This is a genomic window from Enterobacter sp. UPMP2061 (assembly GCF_053709615.1).
Genome location: NZ_JBSKJP010000017.1, coordinates 54,363 through 75,229 on the forward strand (window position 1 = coordinate 54,363; position 20,867 = coordinate 75,229).

The window sequence follows — 20,867 nt, forward strand, 5'->3', positions numbered from 1 at the left end:
TGGAAGGCGTTCTTTTTTCTAGAGCAGGACTTCACTGTACCGTTCCCGGTACTCCTTCGGCGTGGTGTCATACTCTTTTCTGAACACCGAATAGAAATACTGAAGCGACGGATAGCCGCACATCTGTGAAATCTCGTTGATCGACAGCGAGGTGGAGATCAGCAGACTGCGCGCTTTCTCCAGCTTTTCCGCATGGATCACGGCGTGAATCGTCTCACCGACTTCCTCTTTGAACCGCTTCTCCAGATTCGAACGTGAAATGCCGACCGAATCGAGCACCTGATCGACCTTAATCCCTTTGCAGGCATGATTGCGAATGTAGTGCATCGCCTGAATCACGGCCGGATCGTTTAAGGAGCGGTAGTCAGTTGAGCGACGCTCGACCACGCGAACGGGCGGAACCAGCAGACGCTGGAGCGGCAGGGATTCGTTGTCTAACAGTCTGTGCAGCAGCTTTGCGGCCTGATAGCCCATCTGACGGGTACCCTGAGCCACGGATGAGAGCGCCACGCGCGACAGATAGCGCGTAAGCTCTTCGTTATCAATACCAATCACGCACAGCTTTTCAGGCACCGGAATATGCAAATGTTCGCACACCTGTAATACGTGGCGGGCGCGGGCGTCCGTCACGGCGATAATCCCTGTCTGGGGTGGCAGAGTTTGCAGCCAGTCAGCCAGGCGATTTTGTGCGTGCTGCCAGTTTTCTGGCGCGGTTTCCAGCCCCTGATAAACGACGCCGCGATACTTCTCCTGGGCAACCAGCTGGCAGAAGGCATATTCACGCTCCATCGCCCAGCGCTTTCCGCTGGTGGCGGGCAATCCGTAAAACGCAAAACGATGTACGCCTTTCTCCTTTAAATGGAGGAAGGCGGTCTCGACCAGAGCATGGTTATCCGTGGCGATGTAGTGAACGGGGGGGTAATGTTCCGGTGTATGGTAAGAGCCGCCAACGCCCACGATAGGCACGTCGACGCCACTCAGCAACTGTTCAATCACGGGGTCGTCAAAGTCAGCGATGACCCCGTCTCCCAGCCAGTCTTTGATGTTCTCCAGACGGGTACGAAAATCTTCTTCGATGAAAATATCCCATTCGGATTGCGACGCCTGCAAATATTCGCCAACCCCTTCAACCACCTGCCGGTCATAGGCTTTATTGGCATTGAATAACAACGTAATGCGGTGACGCTTTTCAAACATGGCTCATTTCCCAAATTAGTCACGATAGTGTTATCAGGCGCGCCGCTTGGTGGCAGAGTCCATCCAGACTGCCAGCAAAAGAATGGCCCCCTTGACGATATACTGCCAAAACGTCGGCACGTCCATCATACTCATCCCGTTATCCAGCGAAGCCATAATAAATGCGCCCATCACCGCCCCCGCCACGCTGCCAATGCCCCCGGCGAGGCTGGTCCCGCCAATCACGCAGGCGGCGATGGCGTCCAGCTCGGCAATATTACCCGCAGACGGGGAGCCCGCCCCCAGTCGCGAACTGAGGATCAGCCCCGCGATGGCCACCATCAGGCCGTTGATGGCAAAGACGGCGAGTTTGGTGCGTTCTACGTTGATACCAGATAAACGCGCGGCTTCCAGATTGCCGCCGATGGCATAAATACGGCGACCGAATGCGGTACGTGTGGCCATAAACATTCCACCTAACAGCAACAGCGCCAGCAGCAGAACGGGCGTTGGGACGCCGCGATAATCGTTTAACAGCCAGATGGCGCCCAGCACAATCACCGCAGTAAGCGCCTGACGGCCGACAACCGAGGTTGAGGCAGGCGAGGCCAGCCCCAGCGCCTGGCGACGCATGCGTCCTCGCCATTGCCACGCGACAAACGCCATCAGCCCAACCACGCCGATCGTAAAACCGACGCCATCAGAGAGGTAGCTTTGGCCAATCTGGGACATCGAGGCGCTGGTCGGGGAGACGGTGGTGCCGTTGGTGATCCCAATCAGAATGCCGCGGAAGGCCAGCATCCCCGCTAAGGTGACGATAAACGACGGGACTTTACGGTAGGCCACCCACCAGCCATTCCACGCCCCCAGCAGCAGACCTAGCACCAGCGTGACCGCAATCGTCAGCGGCAGCGGCCAGCCTAGCCAGACGTCAAAAATTGCCGCCACGCCGCCGAGCAGACCCATCATCGACCCTACCGACAGGTCAATTTCCGCTGAGATAATCACAAAGACCATCCCCACCGCCAGGATCCCGGTGATGGCGGTCTGACGCAGCAGGTTAGAGACGTTACGTGCGCTCAAATAGGAGCCATCGGTCATCCAGGTAAAGAACAACATGATCACGATAATGGCGGCAATCATTACAAAAACTTGCAGATTCAGCGATTTAAGTCCTGCGAACGCACCGGGCGTCGGAACAGCGACTTTAATATCAGACGGGTTGCTTTTCGACATGGCGTTCGCTCCTTAAGGCAGCTTCCATCACCTGCTCTTGCGTCAGGTTCTGGTTGTTCAGGTTGGCTTTGAGTTTCCCTTCATGCATGACCAGCACGCGGTCGCTCAGCCCCAGCACTTCAGGCAATTCGGACGAGATAACAATGACGGCAATCCCTTGCTGCACAAGCTGGTTGATCAGCTTGTAGATTTCATACTTCGCGCCGATATCGATCCCGCGGGTGGGTTCGTCCAGAATTAAAATGCGCGGATTAAGCAGCAGGCAGCGCGCCAGAATCGCTTTCTGCTGGTTGCCGCCGCTCAGGCGTCCTATCGCCAGCTCCGGCGAGGAGGTTTTCACCTTAAGCCGGGCAAGCGACTGGAGAATACACTGCTGTTCTGCGGCATCATCCACGCTGCTCAGCGCGCCGGAAAACTGGCTGAGCGCCGCCAGCGTGATATTTTTTCCCACCGCCATTACCGGCACGATGCCGTCTTTTTTGCGGTCTTCTGGCACCATGGCAATGCCCTTAGCAATAGCCTGCTGGCAGTTGTCGATTTTTACCGGCTGACCGTCGATATAAATTTTGCCTTCCCAGCGCCCCGGCCAGACGCCAAAGAGACACTGCACGGCCTCGGTTCTTCCCGCACCCACTAAACCCGCAATGCCGAGAATTTCGCCGCGGTGCAGCGAGAAGGAGAGGTTATCCACGCGCTTGATATGGCGGTTAACGGGATGCCACGCCGTCAGGTTTTCCACGCGCAGGAGCTCTTCGCCGATGGTGTGCGGTTCGTTGGGATACAGCGCGGTGAGTTCTCGGCCCACCATCATGGTGATGATGTCATCCTCGCTCATGCCTTCTGCTTCACGCGTGCCGATGTGCTGCCCGTCGCGGATGACGCAGATGGTGTCGGAAATGGCTTTCACCTCATTGAGCTTGTGCGAAATATAGATGCAGGCGATACCGTGGTTTTGCAGATCGCGGATGATATTGAGCAGTACGGCGGTTTCCTGTTCGGTGAGTGAGGCGGTTGGTTCGTCGAGGATCAGCAGGCGCACCTGTTTGTTCAGCGCCTTGGCGATCTCGACCAGCTGCTGCTGGCCTAAACCTAAGTCGCCCACGCGCGTATCCGGTGAGATAGCCAGGCTCACCTGAGCCAGCAGTTTTTCGCAGCGCAGCGTCATGGTGTCGTAATCCAGTACGCCGTGGCGTGAGAGTTCGGCACCGAGAAAGATATTTTCCAGCACGGTAAGGTGCTTCACCAGCGCCAGCTCCTGGTGAATGATAGCGATGCCTTTACGTTCGGTATCGCGAATGTGCGTGGCCTGGAGCACCTCACCGGCAAAAACAATTTCGCCCTCGTAGCTGCCGTGCGGGTAGATCCCGCACAACACTTTCATCAGCGTGGATTTTCCCGAGCCATTTTCACCGCACAGCGACATCACTTCGCCGGGATTCAGCCGCAGGCTTACGTTATCGACTGCTTTCACCGCCCCGAAGGCTTTGGTGATGCTTTTCATTTCAAGTAAATAAGACATAACTGCTCCGCATAGCCCAACAGATGAACAGGGCAGGTCAATGCGCCCCTGCCGGGCAGGGGCTGCGCTGGATTACAGTTCACTCTTCTTATGGAAACCGTCTTTCACCACGGTGGCGTCAATATTCTCTTTGTTGACTTCGATAGGGGTAAGCAGGCGAGCAGGTACGTCTTTCAGGCCGTTATTTAACGTCGCGTCTGCTTTAGGTTGCTGGCCATTGCCCAGCTCAACGGCAATTTCGGCGGCCGTATTGGCAAGCTCGGTAATGGGCTTATACACCGTCATGGTCTGGGTACCCGCGATGATGCGTTTTACACCCGCAAGGTCGGCGTCCTGGCCGGAAATAGCGACTTTCCCGGCCAGACCCTGCGCGCTCAGCGCCTGAATGGCGCCACCCGCAGTGGCATCGTTAGAGGCCACCACCGCATCGATTTTGTTGTTATTTGCGGTCAACGCGTTTTCCATAATTTTCAGCGCGTTTTCCGGTAACCAACCGTCAGCCCACTGGTCGCCGACGACTTTAATTTTGCCCTCGTCGATATACGGCTTCAGCACTTTCATTTGTCCCTGGCGGAACAGTTTGGCGTTGTTATCCACAGGCGAGCCGCCCATCAGGAAATAATTTCCCTGAGGCACTTTTGCGACCAGGCTTTTAGCCTGTAATTCGCCCACCTTTTCATTGTCGAACGAAATATAATAATCAATATCGGCATTATTAATCATGCGGTCATAAGCCAGGACTTTTATCCCTTCCTGTTTCGCTTCTTTCACCACGTTGCTTAATACCTGGCCGTTATACGGGATAATGACCAGCACATCGACGCCACGGTTGATCATATTCTCGATTTGCGACATTTGCGTCTCTTCGTTGCCGTTAGCGGACTGAACGAACACCTCCGCGCCGAGAGATTCCGCTTTTTTAACAAAGATATCGCGATCTTTTTGCCAGCGCTCCAGGCGTAAGTCATCAATCGCCATGCCGATTTTGACCTCTTTGGCGTGTCCGGCAAAGCTTGCAAGCAGGAGAGTAGTGCAGAGCGTTAGGGGCAGGTTCTTTATCTTCATAATTATTAGGCCTTTTTGTAGGGGTATGTGTAGCTGAGATAAAAGAAACGTTCACTGCTGAGACGCAGCAAATTTTTAACGTGGAAAGGCCTGCTGGCAATTACAGATTTTTATCTTCTCATTACGATATTTGGTTTATTTCTGAATTTATGACCGCGATCGGATTTTAAAAAGCGTAACCTATTAATTACATTTGATTCTGGAATGCGCGCCGAAAAATAGTTTGTCTGCGCATTATTTTGCGAGCCAGCGCACAATTGCGCATTATCTCAATAGCAGTGTGAAATAACGTAATTGAGCAACCTCCAATGTCTATTCACTATTACTCCAGAAGCAAGACCACGCCGCATACCCTGATTATGGAGCTCAATATGCAAGCTTATTTCGACCAACTCGATCGCGTTCGTTTCGAAGGCACGAAAACGACCAATCCTTTAGCATTTCGTCACTACAACCCGGATGAGCTGGTGCTGGGTAAGCGCATGGAAGATCACTTGCGCTTTGCCGCCTGCTACTGGCACACCTTCTGCTGGAACGGTGCCGATATGTTCGGCGTGGGCTCTTTTGACCGTCCATGGCAACAGCCGGGCGAGGCCATTGAGCTGGCGAAGCGTAAAGCCGACGTCGCGTTCGAGTTCTTCCATAAGCTGAACGTGCCGTACTACTGTTTCCACGATGTGGACGTGTCGCCGGAAGGGGCATCGCTGAAAGAGTATCTGAACAATTTCGCGCAGATGGTCGACGTACTGGCTGAAAAACAGCAGCAAAGCGGCGTCAAGCTGCTCTGGGGTACGGCTAACTGCTTTACCAACCCTCGCTATGGCGCGGGCGCGGCAACCAACCCGGACCCGGAAGTCTTCAGCTGGGCGGCAACCCAGGTCGTGACCGCGATGAACGCCACGCATCAGCTGGGCGGTGAGAACTATGTACTCTGGGGTGGTCGTGAAGGCTATGAAACGCTGCTGAATACCGACCTGCGACAGGAGCGTGAGCAGATTGGTCGCTTTATGCAGATGGTTGTGGACCACAAACACAAAATCGGTTTCCGCGGCACGCTGCTGATTGAGCCAAAACCACAGGAGCCAACCAAGCATCAGTATGATTATGATGTCGCCACCGTGTATGGCTTCCTGAAGCAGTTTGGTCTGGAAAAAGAGATCAAAGTGAATATTGAGGCTAACCACGCTACCCTGGCGGGCCACTCGTTCCATCACGAAATTGCCTCTGCGATTGCACTGGGCATCTTCGGCTCTGTCGATGCTAACCGTGGTGATCCACAGCTGGGCTGGGATACCGACCAGTTCCCGAACAGCGTGGAAGAGAATGCGCTGGTGATGTACGAGATCATCAAAGCGGGCGGTTTCACCACCGGCGGCCTGAACTTCGACGCCAAAGTGCGTCGCCAGAGCACCGACAAATACGATCTGTTCTACGGGCATATTGGTGCGATGGACACCATGGCGCTGGCGCTGAAAGTAGCGGCCCGTATGATTGAAGACGGTGAGCTGGATAAGCGCGTGGCGAAGCGCTACAGCGGCTGGAACAGTGAGCTGGGCCAGCAAATTTTGAAAGGTCAGTTATCGCTTGCGGAGATCGCGAAGTACGCTGAACAGCATCAGCTTGCGCCGCAGCATCAGAGCGGCCATCAGGAGCTGCTGGAAAACCTGGTCAATCACTACCTGTTCGATAAATAACAGCATCCAGGCCCGGTAAGCGCAGCGCCACCGGGCATTTTCGTCAAAGGAGCCACCACATGTATATCGGGATCGATCTTGGCACGTCGGGGGTGAAAGCCATCCTGTTAAGCGAGCAGGGCGATGTATTAGCCACGCAGACTGAAAAGTTGCAGGTTTCACGTCCGTATCCGCTTTGGTCGGAACAAGATCCGGAGCAGTGGTGGCAGGCGACAGAGCGTGCGATGAAAGCCTTAGGCGAGCAGCATAGCCTGCGCGACGTGAAGGCGCTGGGCATTGCCGGGCAAATGCATGGCGCAACGTTGCTGGATAGTCAGCATCGCGTTCTGCGCCCGGCTATTCTCTGGAACGATGGCCGCTGTGCGGCAGAGTGCGCGATCCTTGAGGAGCGTGTGCCTGCATCCCGTGAAATTACGGGCAACCTGATGATGCCCGGTTTTACCGCGCCAAAACTCCTGTGGGTGCAGCGCCATGAGCCTGAGATTTTTCGTCAGGTGGCGAAGGTTCTGTTGCCGAAAGACTACCTGCGTTTTCGCATGACAGGGGATTTTGCCAGCGACATGTCTGACGCCGCAGGCACGATGTGGCTCGACGTGGCGAAACGGGACTGGAGCGAGGCGATGCTGGATGCCTGCCAGCTGACGCGCGACCATATGCCTGCGCTGTTTGAAGGCAGTGAAATCACGGGGGCTTTGCAGCCTTCTGTTGCTGAACGCTGGAACATGCCAGCCGTACCTGTCGTCGCTGGCGGCGGCGATAATGCGGCGGGTGCGGTCGGCGTGGGGATGGTCGAGGCAGGGCAGGCCATGCTCTCACTCGGTACCTCCGGCGTCTATTTTGCCGTCAGTGACGGGTATCGTAGTAACCCTGAAAGCGCCGTACACAGCTTCTGCCACGCGTTGCCGGGTAAATGGCATTTGATGTCGGTGATGCTGAGCGCGGCTTCCTGCCTCGACTGGGCGGCAAAGCTAACCGGAATGGCGGACGTCCCGGCGCTTATCACAGCGGCACAGCAGGCAGATGATAATGCCGGTGCGGTCTGGTTTTTACCGTACCTTTCCGGCGAGCGGACGCCGCATAACAACCCGGAAGCGAAAGGGGTGTTCTTCGGTCTTACCCATCAGCACGGCCCGGCAGAGCTTGCGCGCGCGGTGCTTGAAGGCGTTGGCTATGCTCTGGCGGACGGAATGGATGTCGTGCATGACTGTGGACTGACGCCATCCAGCATTACGTTAATTGGCGGCGGTGCACGAAGCAGCTACTGGCGGCAAATGCTTTCCGATATCAGCGGGTTGCAGCTGGACTATCGTACGGGAGGCGATGTCGGCCCGGCGCTCGGTGCGGCACGGCTGGCGCAAATTGCGCTGAACCCGGATAAACCACTGCACCAGCTTTTGCCCCAGCTGCCGCTTGAACGGCAGCATCGTCCTGATGCGAAAAATCATGCTCGCTATGCTGAAAGACGAGACGTGTTCCGCAAAATCTATCAGCAGCTTTTGCCGCTAATGTCATAAACAGGAGCCGGGTGGCGCTAACGCTTACCCGGCCTACCAGCCTTCAACCGGGTTAGCTTACAAACCTGCGCGTATCGATTCTTTGCAGCAACATTGACAGCAGCAGGCTGACAACCAGCGTAACGGTAAATATCCAGACAATATCCAGCACCGGCCAGCTTTTAAGCTCAACGCCGCGGGTGCGCAGGGCGTGGATCACCAGCGCGTGAAAACCGTAAATGCCCAGCGAGTGGCGAGAGATAAACCCCAGCACCGGAAGCGGGCGGGCATTCAGGGTGTTTTTAACCAGCGTCAGCAGAGAGATCGCGCAGATAAAGACCATCGGCCCGCAGTAGAGATACCAGGTATCGGCAAAGTTGCCGCGCCATTGCAGCTCATGCAGCGTCCCGCGAGAGATAATAAACACACCGACGAGAAACGCGGCCGCGCATAGCCAGTTTATTCCTCGCTTTTGCGTCTCCAACATGCCAATGGCGCGCCCCAGCATGCCGTACAGCACGTAATAAAACGTATCCCCGGTGATATAAAGGTTAACGGGCAGCCATTCAAAGCCATCAATTTTCTGTGAAACGGTATTCGGGTTGGCCACGATCCCGATTATTACCATCAAGGCCAGCAGCATTTTACCGCTGACGTTTTTTACCTGAATTAACGGTGACACCAGATAGATAACGATTATCGCGAAGAAAAACCACAGATGATAGAACACCGGTTTTTGCAACAAATTGAGCAGGGAACGTTCAGCGTTAATTGAAGTGAACAGGATGATATAGAGCAGCGAAATGGCGCTGTAAAACAGCAGACAGGAGACAATACGGATGAAATGTCTTGGCTGCGCGCTACGCTCGCCAAAAAAGAGAAAACCGGAAATCATAAAGAACAGCGGGACGCTCACGCGGGAGGCCGAGTTCAGAATATTGGCGACATCCCAGTTAACAGGGCTGATACTGTGCGCGTTCGTGACATACCAGGTCGTTGTGTGGATCATCACCACCATCAGACAGGCTATTCCCCGCAGGTTATCAATCCAGTTAATTTTTGACTGCATCAGTTCCTCTGTATTCCTGATAAAAAAAGTGTGACTGCGATTGTGTAAAACTTTTCCCTTGGAAAATTCTGAGTTTAGCCAGGCTAACTTGTAGGGAGCTGGCGAGATTCGCAGAATGACGGACTTTAATCTATAAACGTGTTGCTACTAAAAATAACAGCCACTGACCAGGGCGGTAATAAAAATGATGATGAAGCGTGGGGTGTCACTCTTTCTGCTGCTCTTATTAACAGGATGCAGTGCTTCTGAGGAGATACCTGTCCAAAAAGCGCAGCAGGGGAAAATGAGCCCGGAGCGTTCTCTGAATATGGAACAGCTGTGCAGGGATCAGGCGGCTCACCGCTATAATTCCGAAGCACAGAAAATTCATATAAACGGCTTCGAGCGCTTTCAGGGCAGCTATGAACTGAAAGGCTATACGGCGCGTAAAGAGGGCTTTGTCTGCTCTTTTGATGCAGACGGCCAGTTTTTACATCTCTCAATGCGTTAAATTGCTCGTATAAGCAGCAACCAGAGCCTTCGCAGGTTCTGGCTGTAGGGCTTATTCCCCAATTTTCCCTAAACAACCCCGTTTCGTACTGTATATCTTGCAGCCAGCGGGTATACTGATCCCTTCCATTTAAAACCACACGTATCCAGCACGAAATACTATGCAAAAGTTTGATACCAAGACCTTCCAGGGCCTGATCCTGACCTTACAGGATTACTGGGCTCGTCAGGGCTGCACCATTGTTCAACCTTTGGACATGGAAGTTGGCGCAGGCACCTCACACCCGATGACCAGCCTGCGCGCGTTAGGGCCAGAGCCAATGGCGACCGCCTATGTGCAGCCATCCCGTCGTCCGACCGATGGACGTTACGGCGAAAACCCGAACCGTTTGCAGCACTACTATCAGTTCCAGGTGGTGATTAAGCCATCACCCGACAACATTCAGGAACTGTACCTCGGGTCACTGAAAGAGCTGGGTATGGATCCAACCATTCACGACATTCGTTTCGTGGAAGATAACTGGGAAAACCCAACGCTGGGTGCCTGGGGTCTGGGTTGGGAAGTGTGGCTGAACGGCATGGAAGTGACCCAGTTCACTTACTTCCAGCAGGTTGGCGGTCTGGAATGTAAACCGATTACCGGCGAAATCACCTATGGTCTGGAACGTCTGGCCATGTACATTCAGGGCGTAGACAGCGTTTACGACCTGGTCTGGAGCGACGGCCCGCTGGGTAAAACCACCTACGGCGACGTGTTCCATCAGAACGAAGTGGAGCAATCCACCTATAACTTCGAATACGCGGACGTGGACTTCCTGTTCACCTGCTTCGAGCAGTATGAGAAAGAAGCCCAGCAGCTGCTGGCGCTGGAGACTCCGCTGCCGCTGCCTGCCTACGAGCGTATTCTGAAGGCTGCCCACAGCTTCAACCTGCTGGATGCCCGCAAAGCGATCTCCGTGACTGAACGTCAGCGCTACATTCTGCGTATTCGTACCCTGACCAAAGCCGTTGCAGAAGCTTACTACGCGTCCCGTGAAGCCCTTGGCTTCCCGATGTGCAACCGAAACAAATAAGAGGCGGCCATGTCTGAGAAAACTTTCCTGGTGGAAATCGGCACTGAAGAGCTGCCACCAAAAGCCCTGCGCAGCCTGGCTGAATCTTTCGCTGCGAACGTCACTGCTGAGCTGGATAACGCTGGCCTGGCGCACGGTAAAATTGAGTGGTTTGCTGCGCCGCGTCGTCTGGCGCTGAAAGTGGCAAACCTGGCGGCGTCCCAGCCGGATCGCGAAGTTGAAAAACGTGGCCCGGCCATTGCTCAGGCGTTCGACGCGGAAGGCAAGCCGAGCAAAGCGGCAGAAGGCTGGGCGCGCGGCTGCGGCATCACCGTTGATCAGGCTGAGCGTCTGACCACCGACAAAGGTGAATGGCTGCTGTACCGTGCCCATGTGAAAGGCGAAAGCGCCGAAGCGCTGCTGCCTGACATGATCGCGACCTCGCTGGCAAAATTGCCGATTCCTAAGCTGATGCGCTGGGGCGCGTCCGACGTACACTTTGTGCGTCCGGTTCACACCGTGACCCTGCTGCTGGGCGATACCGTTATCCCGGCGACCATTCTGGGCGTGGCGTCCGATCGCGTGATCCGCGGCCATCGCTTTATGGGCGAGTCGGAGTTCACTATCGACAATGCTGACCAGTACCCGCAGATCCTGCTGGAGCGCGGCAAGGTCATTGCTGACTACGAACAGCGTAAAGCCAAAATCAAAGCGGACGCAGAAGACGCGGCGCGCAAAATTGGCGGTAATGCCGATCTGAGCGACAGCCTGCTGGAAGAGGTGACTTCGCTGGTCGAATGGCCGGTTGTACTGACCGCGAAATTCGAAGAGAAATTCCTGGCCGTTCCGGCAGAAGCGCTGGTTTACACCATGAAGGGTGACCAGAAGTACTTCCCGGTTTACGCCAACGACGGCAAGCTGCTGCCAAACTTCATCTTCGTGGCGAACATCGAATCGAAAGATCCGAGCCAGATTATCTCCGGTAACGAGAAAGTGGTGCGTCCGCGTCTGGCGGATGCCGAGTTCTTCTTCAATACCGACCGTAAAAAACGTCTGGAAGACAACCTGCCGCGTCTGCAAACCGTACTGTTCCAGCAGCAGCTGGGTACGCTACGCGACAAGACCGACCGTATCGCGGAGCTGTCCGGCTGGATTGCCCGTGAAATTGGCGCCGACGTTAACCACGCTACCCGCGCGGGCCTGCTCTCCAAGTGCGACCTGATGACCAACATGGTGTTCGAATTTACCGACACCCAGGGCGTGATGGGCATGCACTACGCGCGTCACGATGGCGAAGCGGAAGACGTGGCGGTAGCCCTGAACGAGCAGTATCAGCCGCGCTTTGCCGGTGACGATCTGCCGTCTAACCCGGTTGCCTGCGCCGTGGCGATTGCCGATAAGATGGACACCCTGGCGGGTATCTTCGGTATCGGTCAGCATCCGAAAGGCGATAAAGACCCGTTCGCGCTGCGTCGTGCTGCGCTGGGCGTGCTGCGAATCATCGTAGAGAAGAACCTTAACCTCGATCTGCAAACGCTGACCGAAGAAGCGGTACGTCTGTACGGCGATAAGCTGACCAACGCGAAGGTTGTGGATGATGTTATCGACTTTATGCTCGGTCGTTTCCGCGCGTGGTATCAGGACGAAGGTTACTCCGTTGATACCATTCAGGCGGTGCTGGCGCGTCGTCCGACCCGTCCGGCAGATTTCGATGCGCGTATGAAAGCGGTATCCCACTTCCGTACGCTGGAAGCGGCGTCTGCGCTGGCCGCGGCCAACAAGCGTGTATCCAACATCCTCGCGAAATCCGACGAAACGCTGAACGAGCGCGTCAACGCTGCAACCCTGAAAGAGCCGGAAGAGATTTCTCTGGCGATGCAGGTTGTGGTGCTGCGCGACAAGCTGGAGCCGTATTTCGCGGAAGGTCGCTACCAGGAAGCACTGGTGGAGCTGGCGGAGCTGCGTGATGTCATCGACGCCTTCTTCGAGAAGGTGATGGTGAACGTGGAAGATAAAGAGCTGCGGATTAACCGTCTCTCGATGCTTGAGAAACTGCGTGAGCTGTTCCTGCGCGTGGCGGATATTTCGCTGCTGCAATAACGTAAAAAACCCGCCCCTGACAGGCGGGAAGAACGGCAACTAAACTTTTTCTCTTCGTAGGCCGGGAAAGCGTAGCGCCTCCCGGCAAAAGCCCGATGGCGCGATGCTTATCGGGCCTACGTTACTTTGAGATACTTTTCCTTATTTACACCCTCTCAAACACCGTCGCGATACCCTGACCCAACCCAATACACATCGTTGCCAGTCCGAACTGGGCATCTTTGCGTTCCATCAGGTTAATCAGCGTGGTACTGATACGCGCCCCGGAGCAGCCCAGCGGGTGACCGAGGGCGATCGCGCCGCCGTTGAGGTTAATCTTCTCGTCGATCTGATCCATCAGCCCCAGATCTTTAATGCACGGCAGGATCTGCGCGGCGAACGCTTCGTTCATCTCAAAGAGGTCGATATCACTTGCGCTCAGCCCCGCTTTTTTCAGCGCCAGTTTTGACGCCGGAACCGGACCGTAACCCATGATGGAAGGATCGCAGCCCACGACTGCCATCGAACGCACGCGGGCGCGTGGCGTCAGGCCTAATTCGCGGGCGCGGCTCTCGCTCATCACCAGCATCGCGGCGGCACCGTCGGACAGGGCAGACGAGGTGCCCGCCGTTACCGTACCGGTGACCGGATCAAACGCCGGACGCAGGGTAGAAAGCGCTTCGACCGTGGTTTCCGGGCGGATAACTTCGTCGTAGCTGAACTGCTTCAGTACGCCGTCTGCGTCGTGACCGCCGGTTGGGATGATCTCATTCTTAAAGGCACCAGACTGCGTGGCGGCCCAGGCGCGGGCATGCGAGCGCGCGGCAAACGCATCCTGCATCTCACGGCTGATGCCGTGCAGACGGGAGAGCATCTCGGCGGTCAGGCCCATCATACCGGCGGCTTTCGCCACGTTGCGGCTCATGCCTGGATGGAAATCGACCCCGTGGCTCATCGGCACGTGGCCCATGTGCTCCACGCCGCCCACCAGACAGGCCTGCGCATCGCCGGTCATGATCATCCGTGCCGCGTCGTGCAGCGCCTGCATCGACGAACCGCAAAGACGGTTGACGGTGACGGCCGGAACCGAATGCGGGATCTCCGCCAGCAGGGACGCGTTACGGGCGATGTTAAAGCCCTGCTCCAGCGTCTGCTGCACGCAGCCCCAGTAAATATCGTCCAGCGCTGCTGGGTCCAGCGCCGGGTTACGCGCCAGCAGGCTACGCATCAGGTGCGCGGAGAGATCTTCCGCGCGCACGTTACGGAACGCACCGCCTTTTGAACGGCCCATCGGGGTGCGAATCGCATCAACAATGACAACCTTTTCCATTGTGACTCCTTAAGCCGTTTTCAGTTCGCCAACCGGACGGGCTGGCTCAACTGCTGGGTAGTAGGGTTCGTTATGGCGCGCTTTGTTACGCAGCCCTTCCGGCACCTCATAAAGCGGGCCGAGGTGCTGGTACTGCTGAGCCATATCGAGATAGCGGGCGCTGCCGAGCGTATCCAGCCAGCGGAACGCGCCTCCGTGGAACGGAGGGAAGCCGAGGCCGTACACCAGCGCCATATCCGCTTCTGCCGGGCTGGCGATAATGCCTTCTTCGAGGCAGCGCACCACTTCGTTGACCATTGGGATCATCATCCGTGCGATGATCTCATCGTCGGTGAAGTCGCGTTTTGGCTGACTGACGTTGGCCAGCAGGCCATCCACCGCCGGATCTTCTTCTTTCTTCGGTTTGCCTTTGCTGTCTTCTTTATAGCGCCAGAAGCCCAGACCGTTTTTCTGCCCGAAGCGGTTGGCGTCGAACAGGGCATCAATGGCGTCGCGATAATCTTTCTGCATGCGCTGCGGGAAGCCCGCCGCCATCACCGCCTGCGCGTGATGGGCAGTGTCGATGCCGACAACGTCCAGCAGATACGCCGGGCCCATCGGCCAGCCGAACTGTTTTTCCATCACTTTGTCGATTTTGCGGAAGTCTGCGCCGTCGCGCAGCAGCTGGCTGAAACCGGCGAAGTACGGGAACAGCACGCGGTTAACGAAGAAGCCCGGGCAGTCGTTAACCACGATCGGCGTTTTGCCCATCTTGCTCGCCCACGCCACCACTTTGGCGATGGTTTCGTCGGAGGTTTTTTCCCCTCGGATTACTTCAACCAGCGGCATGCGATGCACCGGGTTAAAGAAGTGCATCCCGCAGAAGTTTTCCGGACGCTTCAGCACGCTCGCCAGTTCGCTGATAGGAATAGTGGAGGTGTTAGAGGCCAGCACGGTTTCCGGACGCACCTTGTCTTCGGTTTCGGCCAGTACCGCTTTTTTCACTTTCGGGTTCTCGACGACCGCTTCAACCACCACGTCCACACGGTCGAAACCGCTGTATTCCAGCACTGGCTGGATGGTGGAGATCACGCCTGCCAGCTTCAGACCGTCAATTTTGCCGCGCTCAAGCTGTTTATTCAGCAGCTTGGCCGCTTCGGTCATGCCCAGCGTCAGGGATTTCTCGTTGATGTCCTTCATCACCACCGGCACGCCTTTCCAGGCAGACTGGTAGGCGATGCCGCCCCCCATAATGCCCGCGCCGAGTACCGCCGCGTGTTTTGGCGTTTCAACGTTTTTGGTGAGTTGTTTGGCTTTGCCCTTCACGAACTGATCGTTAAGGAAGATACCAACCAGCGCGCGGGCTTCGTTGGTGTGCGCCAGCGGGACAAAGCTCTGGTTTTCAAGCTTCAGAGCGTCATCACGGCCCAGACGGGCTGCCGCTTCAATGGTTTTCACCGCCGTGATCGGCGCCGGGTAGTGTTTACCCGCCGTCTGCATCACCATGCCTTTGGCGATGGTGAAGCTCATGGTGGCTTCAATTTTGCTGAGCTTTAATGGCTCCAGCTTTGGCTGACGTTTGGCTTTCCAGTCGAGATCGCCGTTAATCGCCTGACGCAGAATGGCGACAGCGCCTTCAACCAGTTTTTCAGGCTTAACCACGCCGTCCACCAGGCCGATTTTCTGTGCCTGTTCGGCGCCGACATCTTTACCCGCGGCAATGATCTCCAGCGCGCTGTCGGCACCCAGCATGCGCGGCATACGCACGGAACCGCCAAAGCCCGGCATGATGCCCAGCTTGGTTTCCGGCAGGCCGATGCGCAGGTCCGGCGTCGCCAGACGGTAGTCGGTCGCCAGCACGCACTCGCAGCCACCGCCCAGCGCGTAGCCGTTAACGGCGGAAAGGGTCGGGACAGGCAGATCTTCCAGACGATTAAAAACGCTGTTGGCAAAGTGCAGCCACTGGCTCAGCTGTTCTTCGGGCACCAGGAACAGCGACAGGAATTCGGTGATATCCGCGCCAACGATAAAGGCCGCTTTGTTGGAGCGCAGCAGCAGCCCTTTCAAATCTGATTGCTTTTCAAGTACATCCAGCGCCTGGCCAAGACTGGCCACCGTCGCGGTATCAAGCTTGTTCACTGAGCCGGGGGCATCGAACACCAGTTCGGCAATGCCATCTTCCAGCCAGTCTACGTACAGGGTGTCGCCTTTGTAGAGCATGTCGGTCTCCTGAATCCAGCAATTGGATCTGGTCATACCAGATGAAACGGAGTGTGGAATTTATGTTAATAAAATGCAAATTAGTCATTAAGAAATTGCTGCGCTGATCACGGTCGGTGGAAATCACGCAGCCGGAGTGAGGTGTGCTAAGATGCGATGACTTGAGGTCAAAAAAACGAAAGGAAGAATGATGGACTCACTGGCTTCGCTTTATAAAAATCATATCGTTACCCTACAGGAACGTACCCGCGATGTACTGGCCCGCTTCAAGCTGGATGCCCTGCTGATCCACTCCGGCGAGCTGATGAATACTTTTCTTGATGACCATGCTTATCCCTTCAAGGTTAACCCGCAGTTTAAAGCCTGGGTGCCTGTCACGCAGGTTCCAAATTGCTGGCTGCTGGTGGATGGCGTGAACAAGCCGAAACTGTGGTTCTACCTGCCGGTCGATTACTGGCACAACGTGGAGCCGCTGCCGACCTCATTCTGGACCGAAGAAATTGACGTGATTGCGCTGCCAAAAGCAGACGGCATTGGCAGCCAGCTGCCAGCGGCGCGCGGCAACATCGGCTACATTGGTCCGGTTCCTGAGCGTGCGCTGGGTCTGGATATTCCGGCAGATAAACTCAACCCGAAAGGCGTGCTGGATTATCTGCACTACTATCGCGCCTACAAGACCGACTACGAACTTTACTGCATGCGTGAAGCGCAAAAAACGGCGGTGAATGGCCACCGTGCGGCGCACGAAGCGTTCCAGTCCGGTATGAGCGAGTTCGATATTAATCAGGCTTACCTGACGGCGACCGGCCACCGCGATACCGACGTGCCGTACAGCAACATCGTGGCGCTGAATGAACATGCCTCGGTCCTGCACTACACCAAACTGGATCATCAGGTTCCGGCTGAGATGCGCAGCTTCCTGCTGGACGCGGGGGCTGAGTACAATGGTTATGCGGCAGACCTGACCCGTACCTGGGCGGCGAATGCGGACACCGATTTTGCGCAATTGATCAAAGACGTGAACGACGAACAGCTGGCGCTGATTGGCACCATGAAGGCCGGAACCAGCTACGTGGATTATCACATCCAGTTCCATCAGCGCATCGCTAAACTGCTGCGTAAGCATCAGATTGTCAAAGACATGAGCGAAGAGGCGATGGTTGAGAACGATCTGACCGGGCCATTTATGCCGCATGGTATCGGTCACCCGCTGGGTTTGCAGGTTCATGACGTCGCGGGCTTTATGCAGGATGATACCGGTACGCACCTGGCGGCACCGTCTAAATATCCTTATCTGCGCTGCACCCGCGTTCTGGCGCCGCGTATGGTATTGACCATCGAGCCGGGCATCTACTTTATTGAATCCCTGCTGGCACCGTGGCGCGAAGGGCAATTCAGCAAGCACTTCAACTGGGAGAAAATTGAAGCGCTGAAGCCGTATGGCGGCATTCGTATCGAGGATAACGTGGTTATTCACGAGAACAGCATTGAGAACATGACGCGAGATCTGAAGCTGGCCTGATGGAAAGCTGGCTGATACCGGCCGAGCCGGTCACCTTTGTTGAGGAAATCAAGAAAAGCCGCTTTATCACGCTGCTGGCGCATACCGACGGCGTGGAGGCGGCGAAGGCGTTCGTCGAGTCCGTCCGCGCGCAGCACCCCGATGCCCGCCATCACTGTGTGGCGTGGGTCGCAGGGCCGCCAGACGACTCACAGCAGCTCGGGTTTTCTGACGACGGTGAACCGGCGGGTACGGCCGGAAAACCGATGCTATCCCAGTTGATGGGCAGCGGCGTGGGTGAAATCACCGCCGTTGTTGTCCGCTACTACGGGGGCATTTTGTTAGGCACCGGAGGGCTGGTTAAAGCCTACGGAGGTGGTGTCCAGCAGGCGCTTAATCTGCTGATAACAACCCGCAAAACGCCACTTACGGAATATACTTTGTTATGCGATTACGCCCAGCTATCGGGTATCGAAGCACTGCTTAAACAGTTTAACGGTGTCATCGCACACAGTGATTATCAGGCAATGGTGCAATTACGCGTGGCGCTTCCTCAGGCGGAACTGGCTGCTTTTTCAGCAAAACTCGCTGATTTTAGTCGCGGTTCATTGCAATTACTGCCGATTGAAGAATAATCCCCACCTCACAATTTTGAATACCTAAGGAAGCGGCAGAGATGCATTTTCGTGCCATTACCCGAATCGTTGGATTGCTGGTCATACTTTTCTCCGGGACAATGATCATTCCCGGACTGGTGGCGCTCATCTACCGGGACGGCGCGGGGCGTGCATTTACGCAAACCTTTTTTGTCGCGCTGACGATTGGCTCCCTGCTGTGGTGGCCAAACCGCCGTGAGAAAGGTGAACTGAAATCCCGGGAGGGGTTTCTGATTGTGGTCCTGTTCTGGACGGTACTGGGAAGCGTGGGTGCGCTGCCGTTTATCTTCTCCGAACAACCGAATCTCACCGTCACGGATGCGTTTTTTGAATCGTTCTCCGGATTAACGACCACCGGCGCCACCACGCTTGTGGGGCTGGATTCGCTCCCGCATGCGATTCTCTTTTACCGGCAGATGCTCCAGTGGTTCGGCGGTATGGGGATCATCGTCCTGGCGGTGGCTATCCTGCCGATTCTGGGCGTCGGGGGGATGCAGCTTTACCGGGCGGAGATGCCCGGCCCGCTGAAAGATAACAAGATGCGCCCGCGTATTGCGGAGACGGCGAAAACCCTGTGGCTTATCTATGTCCTGCTGACGGTGGCCTGCGCGCTGGCGCTGTGGTTTGCCGGGATGCCTGCGTTTGATGCCATTGGGCATAGCTTTGCGACTATTGCTATCGGCGGGTTCTCCACCCACGATGCCAGCGTCGGCTACTTCGACAGCCCGACAATCAATACCATCATTGCCATCTTTTTGCTGATCTCAGGCTGTAACTACGGTCTACACTTCTCGTTGCTTAGCGGAAGGAGCCTGAAGGTGTACTGGCGCGACCCGGAATTCCGGATGTTTATTGGCGTCCAGCTGACCCTGGTGGTTATCTGTACCCTGGTACTGTGGTTCCACGATGTTTATAACTCGGCGGTCACGACCCTGAACCAGGCCTTCTTCCAGGTGGTATCGATGGCGACAACCGCTGGTTTCACCACGGACAGTATTGCGCGTTGGCCATTGTTCCTGCCGGTGCTGCTGTTGTGCTCTGCGTTTATCGGCGGTTGCGCCGGGTCAACGGGCGGCGGTCTGAAGGTGATCCGCATCCTGCTGCTGTTCAAGCAGGGGAACCGTGAGCTGAAACGTCTGGTCCACCCGAATGCGGTTTACAGTATTAAGCTGGGGAACCGTGCGCTGCCGGAGCGCATCCTCGAAGCGGTGTGGGGATTCTTCTCCGCTTATGCACTGGTCTTTATTGTCAGTATGCTGGCGATTATCGCCACGGGCGTGGATGATTTCTCTGCCTTCGCCTCTGTGGTGGCAACGTTAAACAACCTGGGGCCGGGGCTGGGCGTCGTGGCGGATAACTTCGCCAGTATGAACCCGGTGGCGAAGTGGATCTTAATCGCCAATATGCTGTTTGGGCGTCTTGAGGTCTTTACGCTGCTGGTGCTGTTTACCCCAACATTCTGGCGTGAGTAAGGAGACATTGGTGAAAACGTTAATTCTTTTCTCAACGCGTGACGGACAAACGCGTGAGATTGCTTCATATCTGGCTTCCGAACTCAAAGAGCTGGGCATTTATTCTGATGTGGTGAACCTGAATCGCACAGAGCAGATTGCCTGGCAGGATTACGACCGCGTGGTCATTGGCGCTTCAATTCGTTACGGCCATTTCCATCCGGCGCTGGATCGCTTTGTGAAAAAGCATACGGCGGAGCTCGCTCAACTGCCTGGCGCGTTTTACTCGGTCAACCTGGTTGCCCGTAAAGCGGAGAAGCGTACGCCGCAGACCAACAGCTATACGCGCAAGTTTTTGCTAAGTTCGCCATGGCAGCCCGATATCTGTTCTGTCTTTGCTGGCGCGCTGCGTTACCCGCGTTACCGCTGGTATGACCGCTTTATGATCCGCCTGATCATGAAAATGACGGGCGGGGAAACGGATACGCGTAAAGAAGTGGTTTATACCGACTGGGCCCAGGTCGCCAGTTTTGCCCGTGAAATTGCGCGTTTAACGGACGATGCGCGGGATAAATAAGCGTTGAGTTTGAAAAGTGAGCGAACGAAATTTTTTTTGTATTTAGTGCTTGTCACTTCAGAAGAACTCCCTATAATGCGCCTCCACTGACACGGAACAACGGCACGCAAGCCGCCGGGTCAGCAGAGAAAAGCAAAATAAACGCTTGACTCTGAAGCGGGAAAGCGTAATATGCACACCCCGCGCCGCAGCGAAAACGAAGCGGCACTGCTCTTTAACAATTTATCAGACAATCTGTGTGGGCACTCAAAGTGACATGGATTCTTAACGTCCTCGGACGA

General features: G+C 55.8%; 16 protein-coding genes. 9 read left to right on the top strand and 7 right to left on the bottom strand.

All coding sequences use genetic code 11. The features are described 5' to 3' along the window. Positions 1-18: 18 nt before the first annotated feature. The 4 genes from xylR to xylF all read right to left on the bottom strand — a co-directional run bounded on the left by xylR (position 19) and on the right by xylF (position 4,996). Positions 19-1,197 (bottom strand): D-xylose utilization transcriptional activator XylR, encoded by a 1,179-nt coding sequence (gene xylR, locus ACWKXX_RS21180; protein WP_003860152.1) that lies wholly within the window; start codon positions 1,195-1,197, stop codon positions 19-21. 33 nt (positions 1,198-1,230) lie between these two features. After that, complete coding sequence (gene xylH, locus ACWKXX_RS21185; RefSeq protein WP_003860151.1) at positions 1,231-2,412, bottom strand: xylose ABC transporter permease XylH; 1,182 nt, start codon at positions 2,410-2,412, stop codon at positions 1,231-1,233. Beyond that, positions 2,390-3,931 (bottom strand): xylose ABC transporter ATP-binding protein, encoded by a 1,542-nt coding sequence (locus tag ACWKXX_RS21190; RefSeq protein WP_261665912.1) that lies wholly within the window; start codon positions 3,929-3,931, stop codon positions 2,390-2,392. The genes xylH and ACWKXX_RS21190 overlap by 23 nt, the downstream gene beginning before the upstream one ends. A gap of 72 nt (positions 3,932-4,003) precedes the next feature. After that, positions 4,004-4,996, bottom strand: a complete 993-nt coding sequence (gene xylF / locus ACWKXX_RS21195; RefSeq protein WP_261665913.1) for a D-xylose ABC transporter substrate-binding protein — start codon at positions 4,994-4,996, stop codon at positions 4,004-4,006. 371 nt (positions 4,997-5,367) lie between these two features. On the opposite strand from xylF, the gene xylA reads away from it, so the two are divergent. Both xylA and xylB read left to right on the top strand, forming a co-directional pair. After that, a complete protein-coding gene (gene xylA, locus ACWKXX_RS21200) occupies positions 5,368-6,690 on the top strand; it encodes a xylose isomerase (protein ID WP_026080557.1) in 1,323 nt (440 codons plus the stop codon). Positions 6,691-6,749: 59 nt separating this feature from the next. Continuing rightward, complete coding sequence (gene xylB / locus ACWKXX_RS21205) at positions 6,750-8,204, top strand: xylulokinase (RefSeq protein WP_261665914.1); 1,455 nt, start codon at positions 6,750-6,752, stop codon at positions 8,202-8,204. A 52-nt stretch (positions 8,205-8,256) separates the two neighbouring features. Here xylB and ACWKXX_RS21210 read toward each other — a convergent pair whose 3' ends face one another. Next, a complete protein-coding gene (locus ACWKXX_RS21210; protein ID WP_045911885.1) occupies positions 8,257-9,252 on the bottom strand; it encodes an acyltransferase in 996 nt (331 codons plus the stop codon). 184 nt (positions 9,253-9,436) lie between these two features. Between ACWKXX_RS21210 and ACWKXX_RS21215 the strand changes: the two genes are divergently transcribed. From ACWKXX_RS21215 to glyS, 3 genes are all read left to right on the top strand, one after another. Next, on the top strand, positions 9,437-9,742 hold the full coding sequence (locus tag ACWKXX_RS21215) for a YsaB family lipoprotein (RefSeq protein WP_017693801.1): 306 nt from the start codon (positions 9,437-9,439) through the stop codon (positions 9,740-9,742). Positions 9,743-9,902: 160 nt separating this feature from the next. Continuing rightward, on the top strand, positions 9,903-10,814 hold the full coding sequence (gene glyQ / locus ACWKXX_RS21220; protein ID WP_003860141.1) for a glycine--tRNA ligase subunit alpha: 912 nt from the start codon (positions 9,903-9,905) through the stop codon (positions 10,812-10,814). Positions 10,815-10,823: 9 nt separating this feature from the next. Continuing rightward, positions 10,824-12,893: a glycine--tRNA ligase subunit beta gene (glyS, locus tag ACWKXX_RS21225; RefSeq protein WP_015572740.1), complete on the top strand. Its 2,070-nt coding sequence runs from the start codon at positions 10,824-10,826 to the stop codon at positions 12,891-12,893. Between the two features lie 145 nt (positions 12,894-13,038). On the opposite strand, the gene fadA is transcribed toward glyS, so the two are convergent. After that, entirely contained in the window at positions 13,039-14,202 is a 1,164-nt protein-coding gene (gene fadA, locus ACWKXX_RS21230) for an acetyl-CoA C-acyltransferase FadA (protein ID WP_000416981.1), read from the bottom strand. A 9-nt stretch (positions 14,203-14,211) separates the two neighbouring features. Continuing rightward, positions 14,212-16,401, bottom strand: a complete 2,190-nt coding sequence (gene fadB, locus ACWKXX_RS21235) for a fatty acid oxidation complex subunit alpha FadB (protein WP_062938485.1) — start codon at positions 16,399-16,401, stop codon at positions 14,212-14,214. A gap of 190 nt (positions 16,402-16,591) precedes the next feature. On the opposite strand from fadB, the gene pepQ reads away from it, so the two are divergent. From pepQ to hemG, 4 genes are read left to right on the top strand one after another with little or no spacing between them, the layout of a single operon-like run. After that, positions 16,592-17,923 carry a Xaa-Pro dipeptidase gene (gene pepQ, locus ACWKXX_RS21240; RefSeq protein WP_017382602.1) on the top strand — a complete coding sequence of 444 codons (1,332 nt, stop codon included), beginning with the start codon at positions 16,592-16,594 and terminating at the stop codon, positions 17,921-17,923. Further along, on the top strand, positions 17,923-18,537 hold the full coding sequence (locus tag ACWKXX_RS21245) for an IMPACT family protein (RefSeq protein ID WP_015572737.1): 615 nt from the start codon (positions 17,923-17,925) through the stop codon (positions 18,535-18,537). The genes pepQ and ACWKXX_RS21245 overlap by 1 nt, the downstream gene beginning before the upstream one ends. 41 nt (positions 18,538-18,578) lie before the next feature. Then, the gene (trkH, locus tag ACWKXX_RS21250; protein WP_006808591.1) at positions 18,579-20,030 is read left to right on the top strand and encodes a Trk system potassium transporter TrkH; all 1,452 of its coding nucleotides are present in this window, start codon (positions 18,579-18,581) and stop codon (positions 20,028-20,030) included. A 10-nt stretch (positions 20,031-20,040) separates the two neighbouring features. Next, on the top strand, positions 20,041-20,586 hold the full coding sequence (gene hemG, locus ACWKXX_RS21255; protein ID WP_017382603.1) for a menaquinone-dependent protoporphyrinogen IX dehydrogenase: 546 nt from the start codon (positions 20,041-20,043) through the stop codon (positions 20,584-20,586). Positions 20,587-20,867 lie beyond the last annotated feature (281 nt).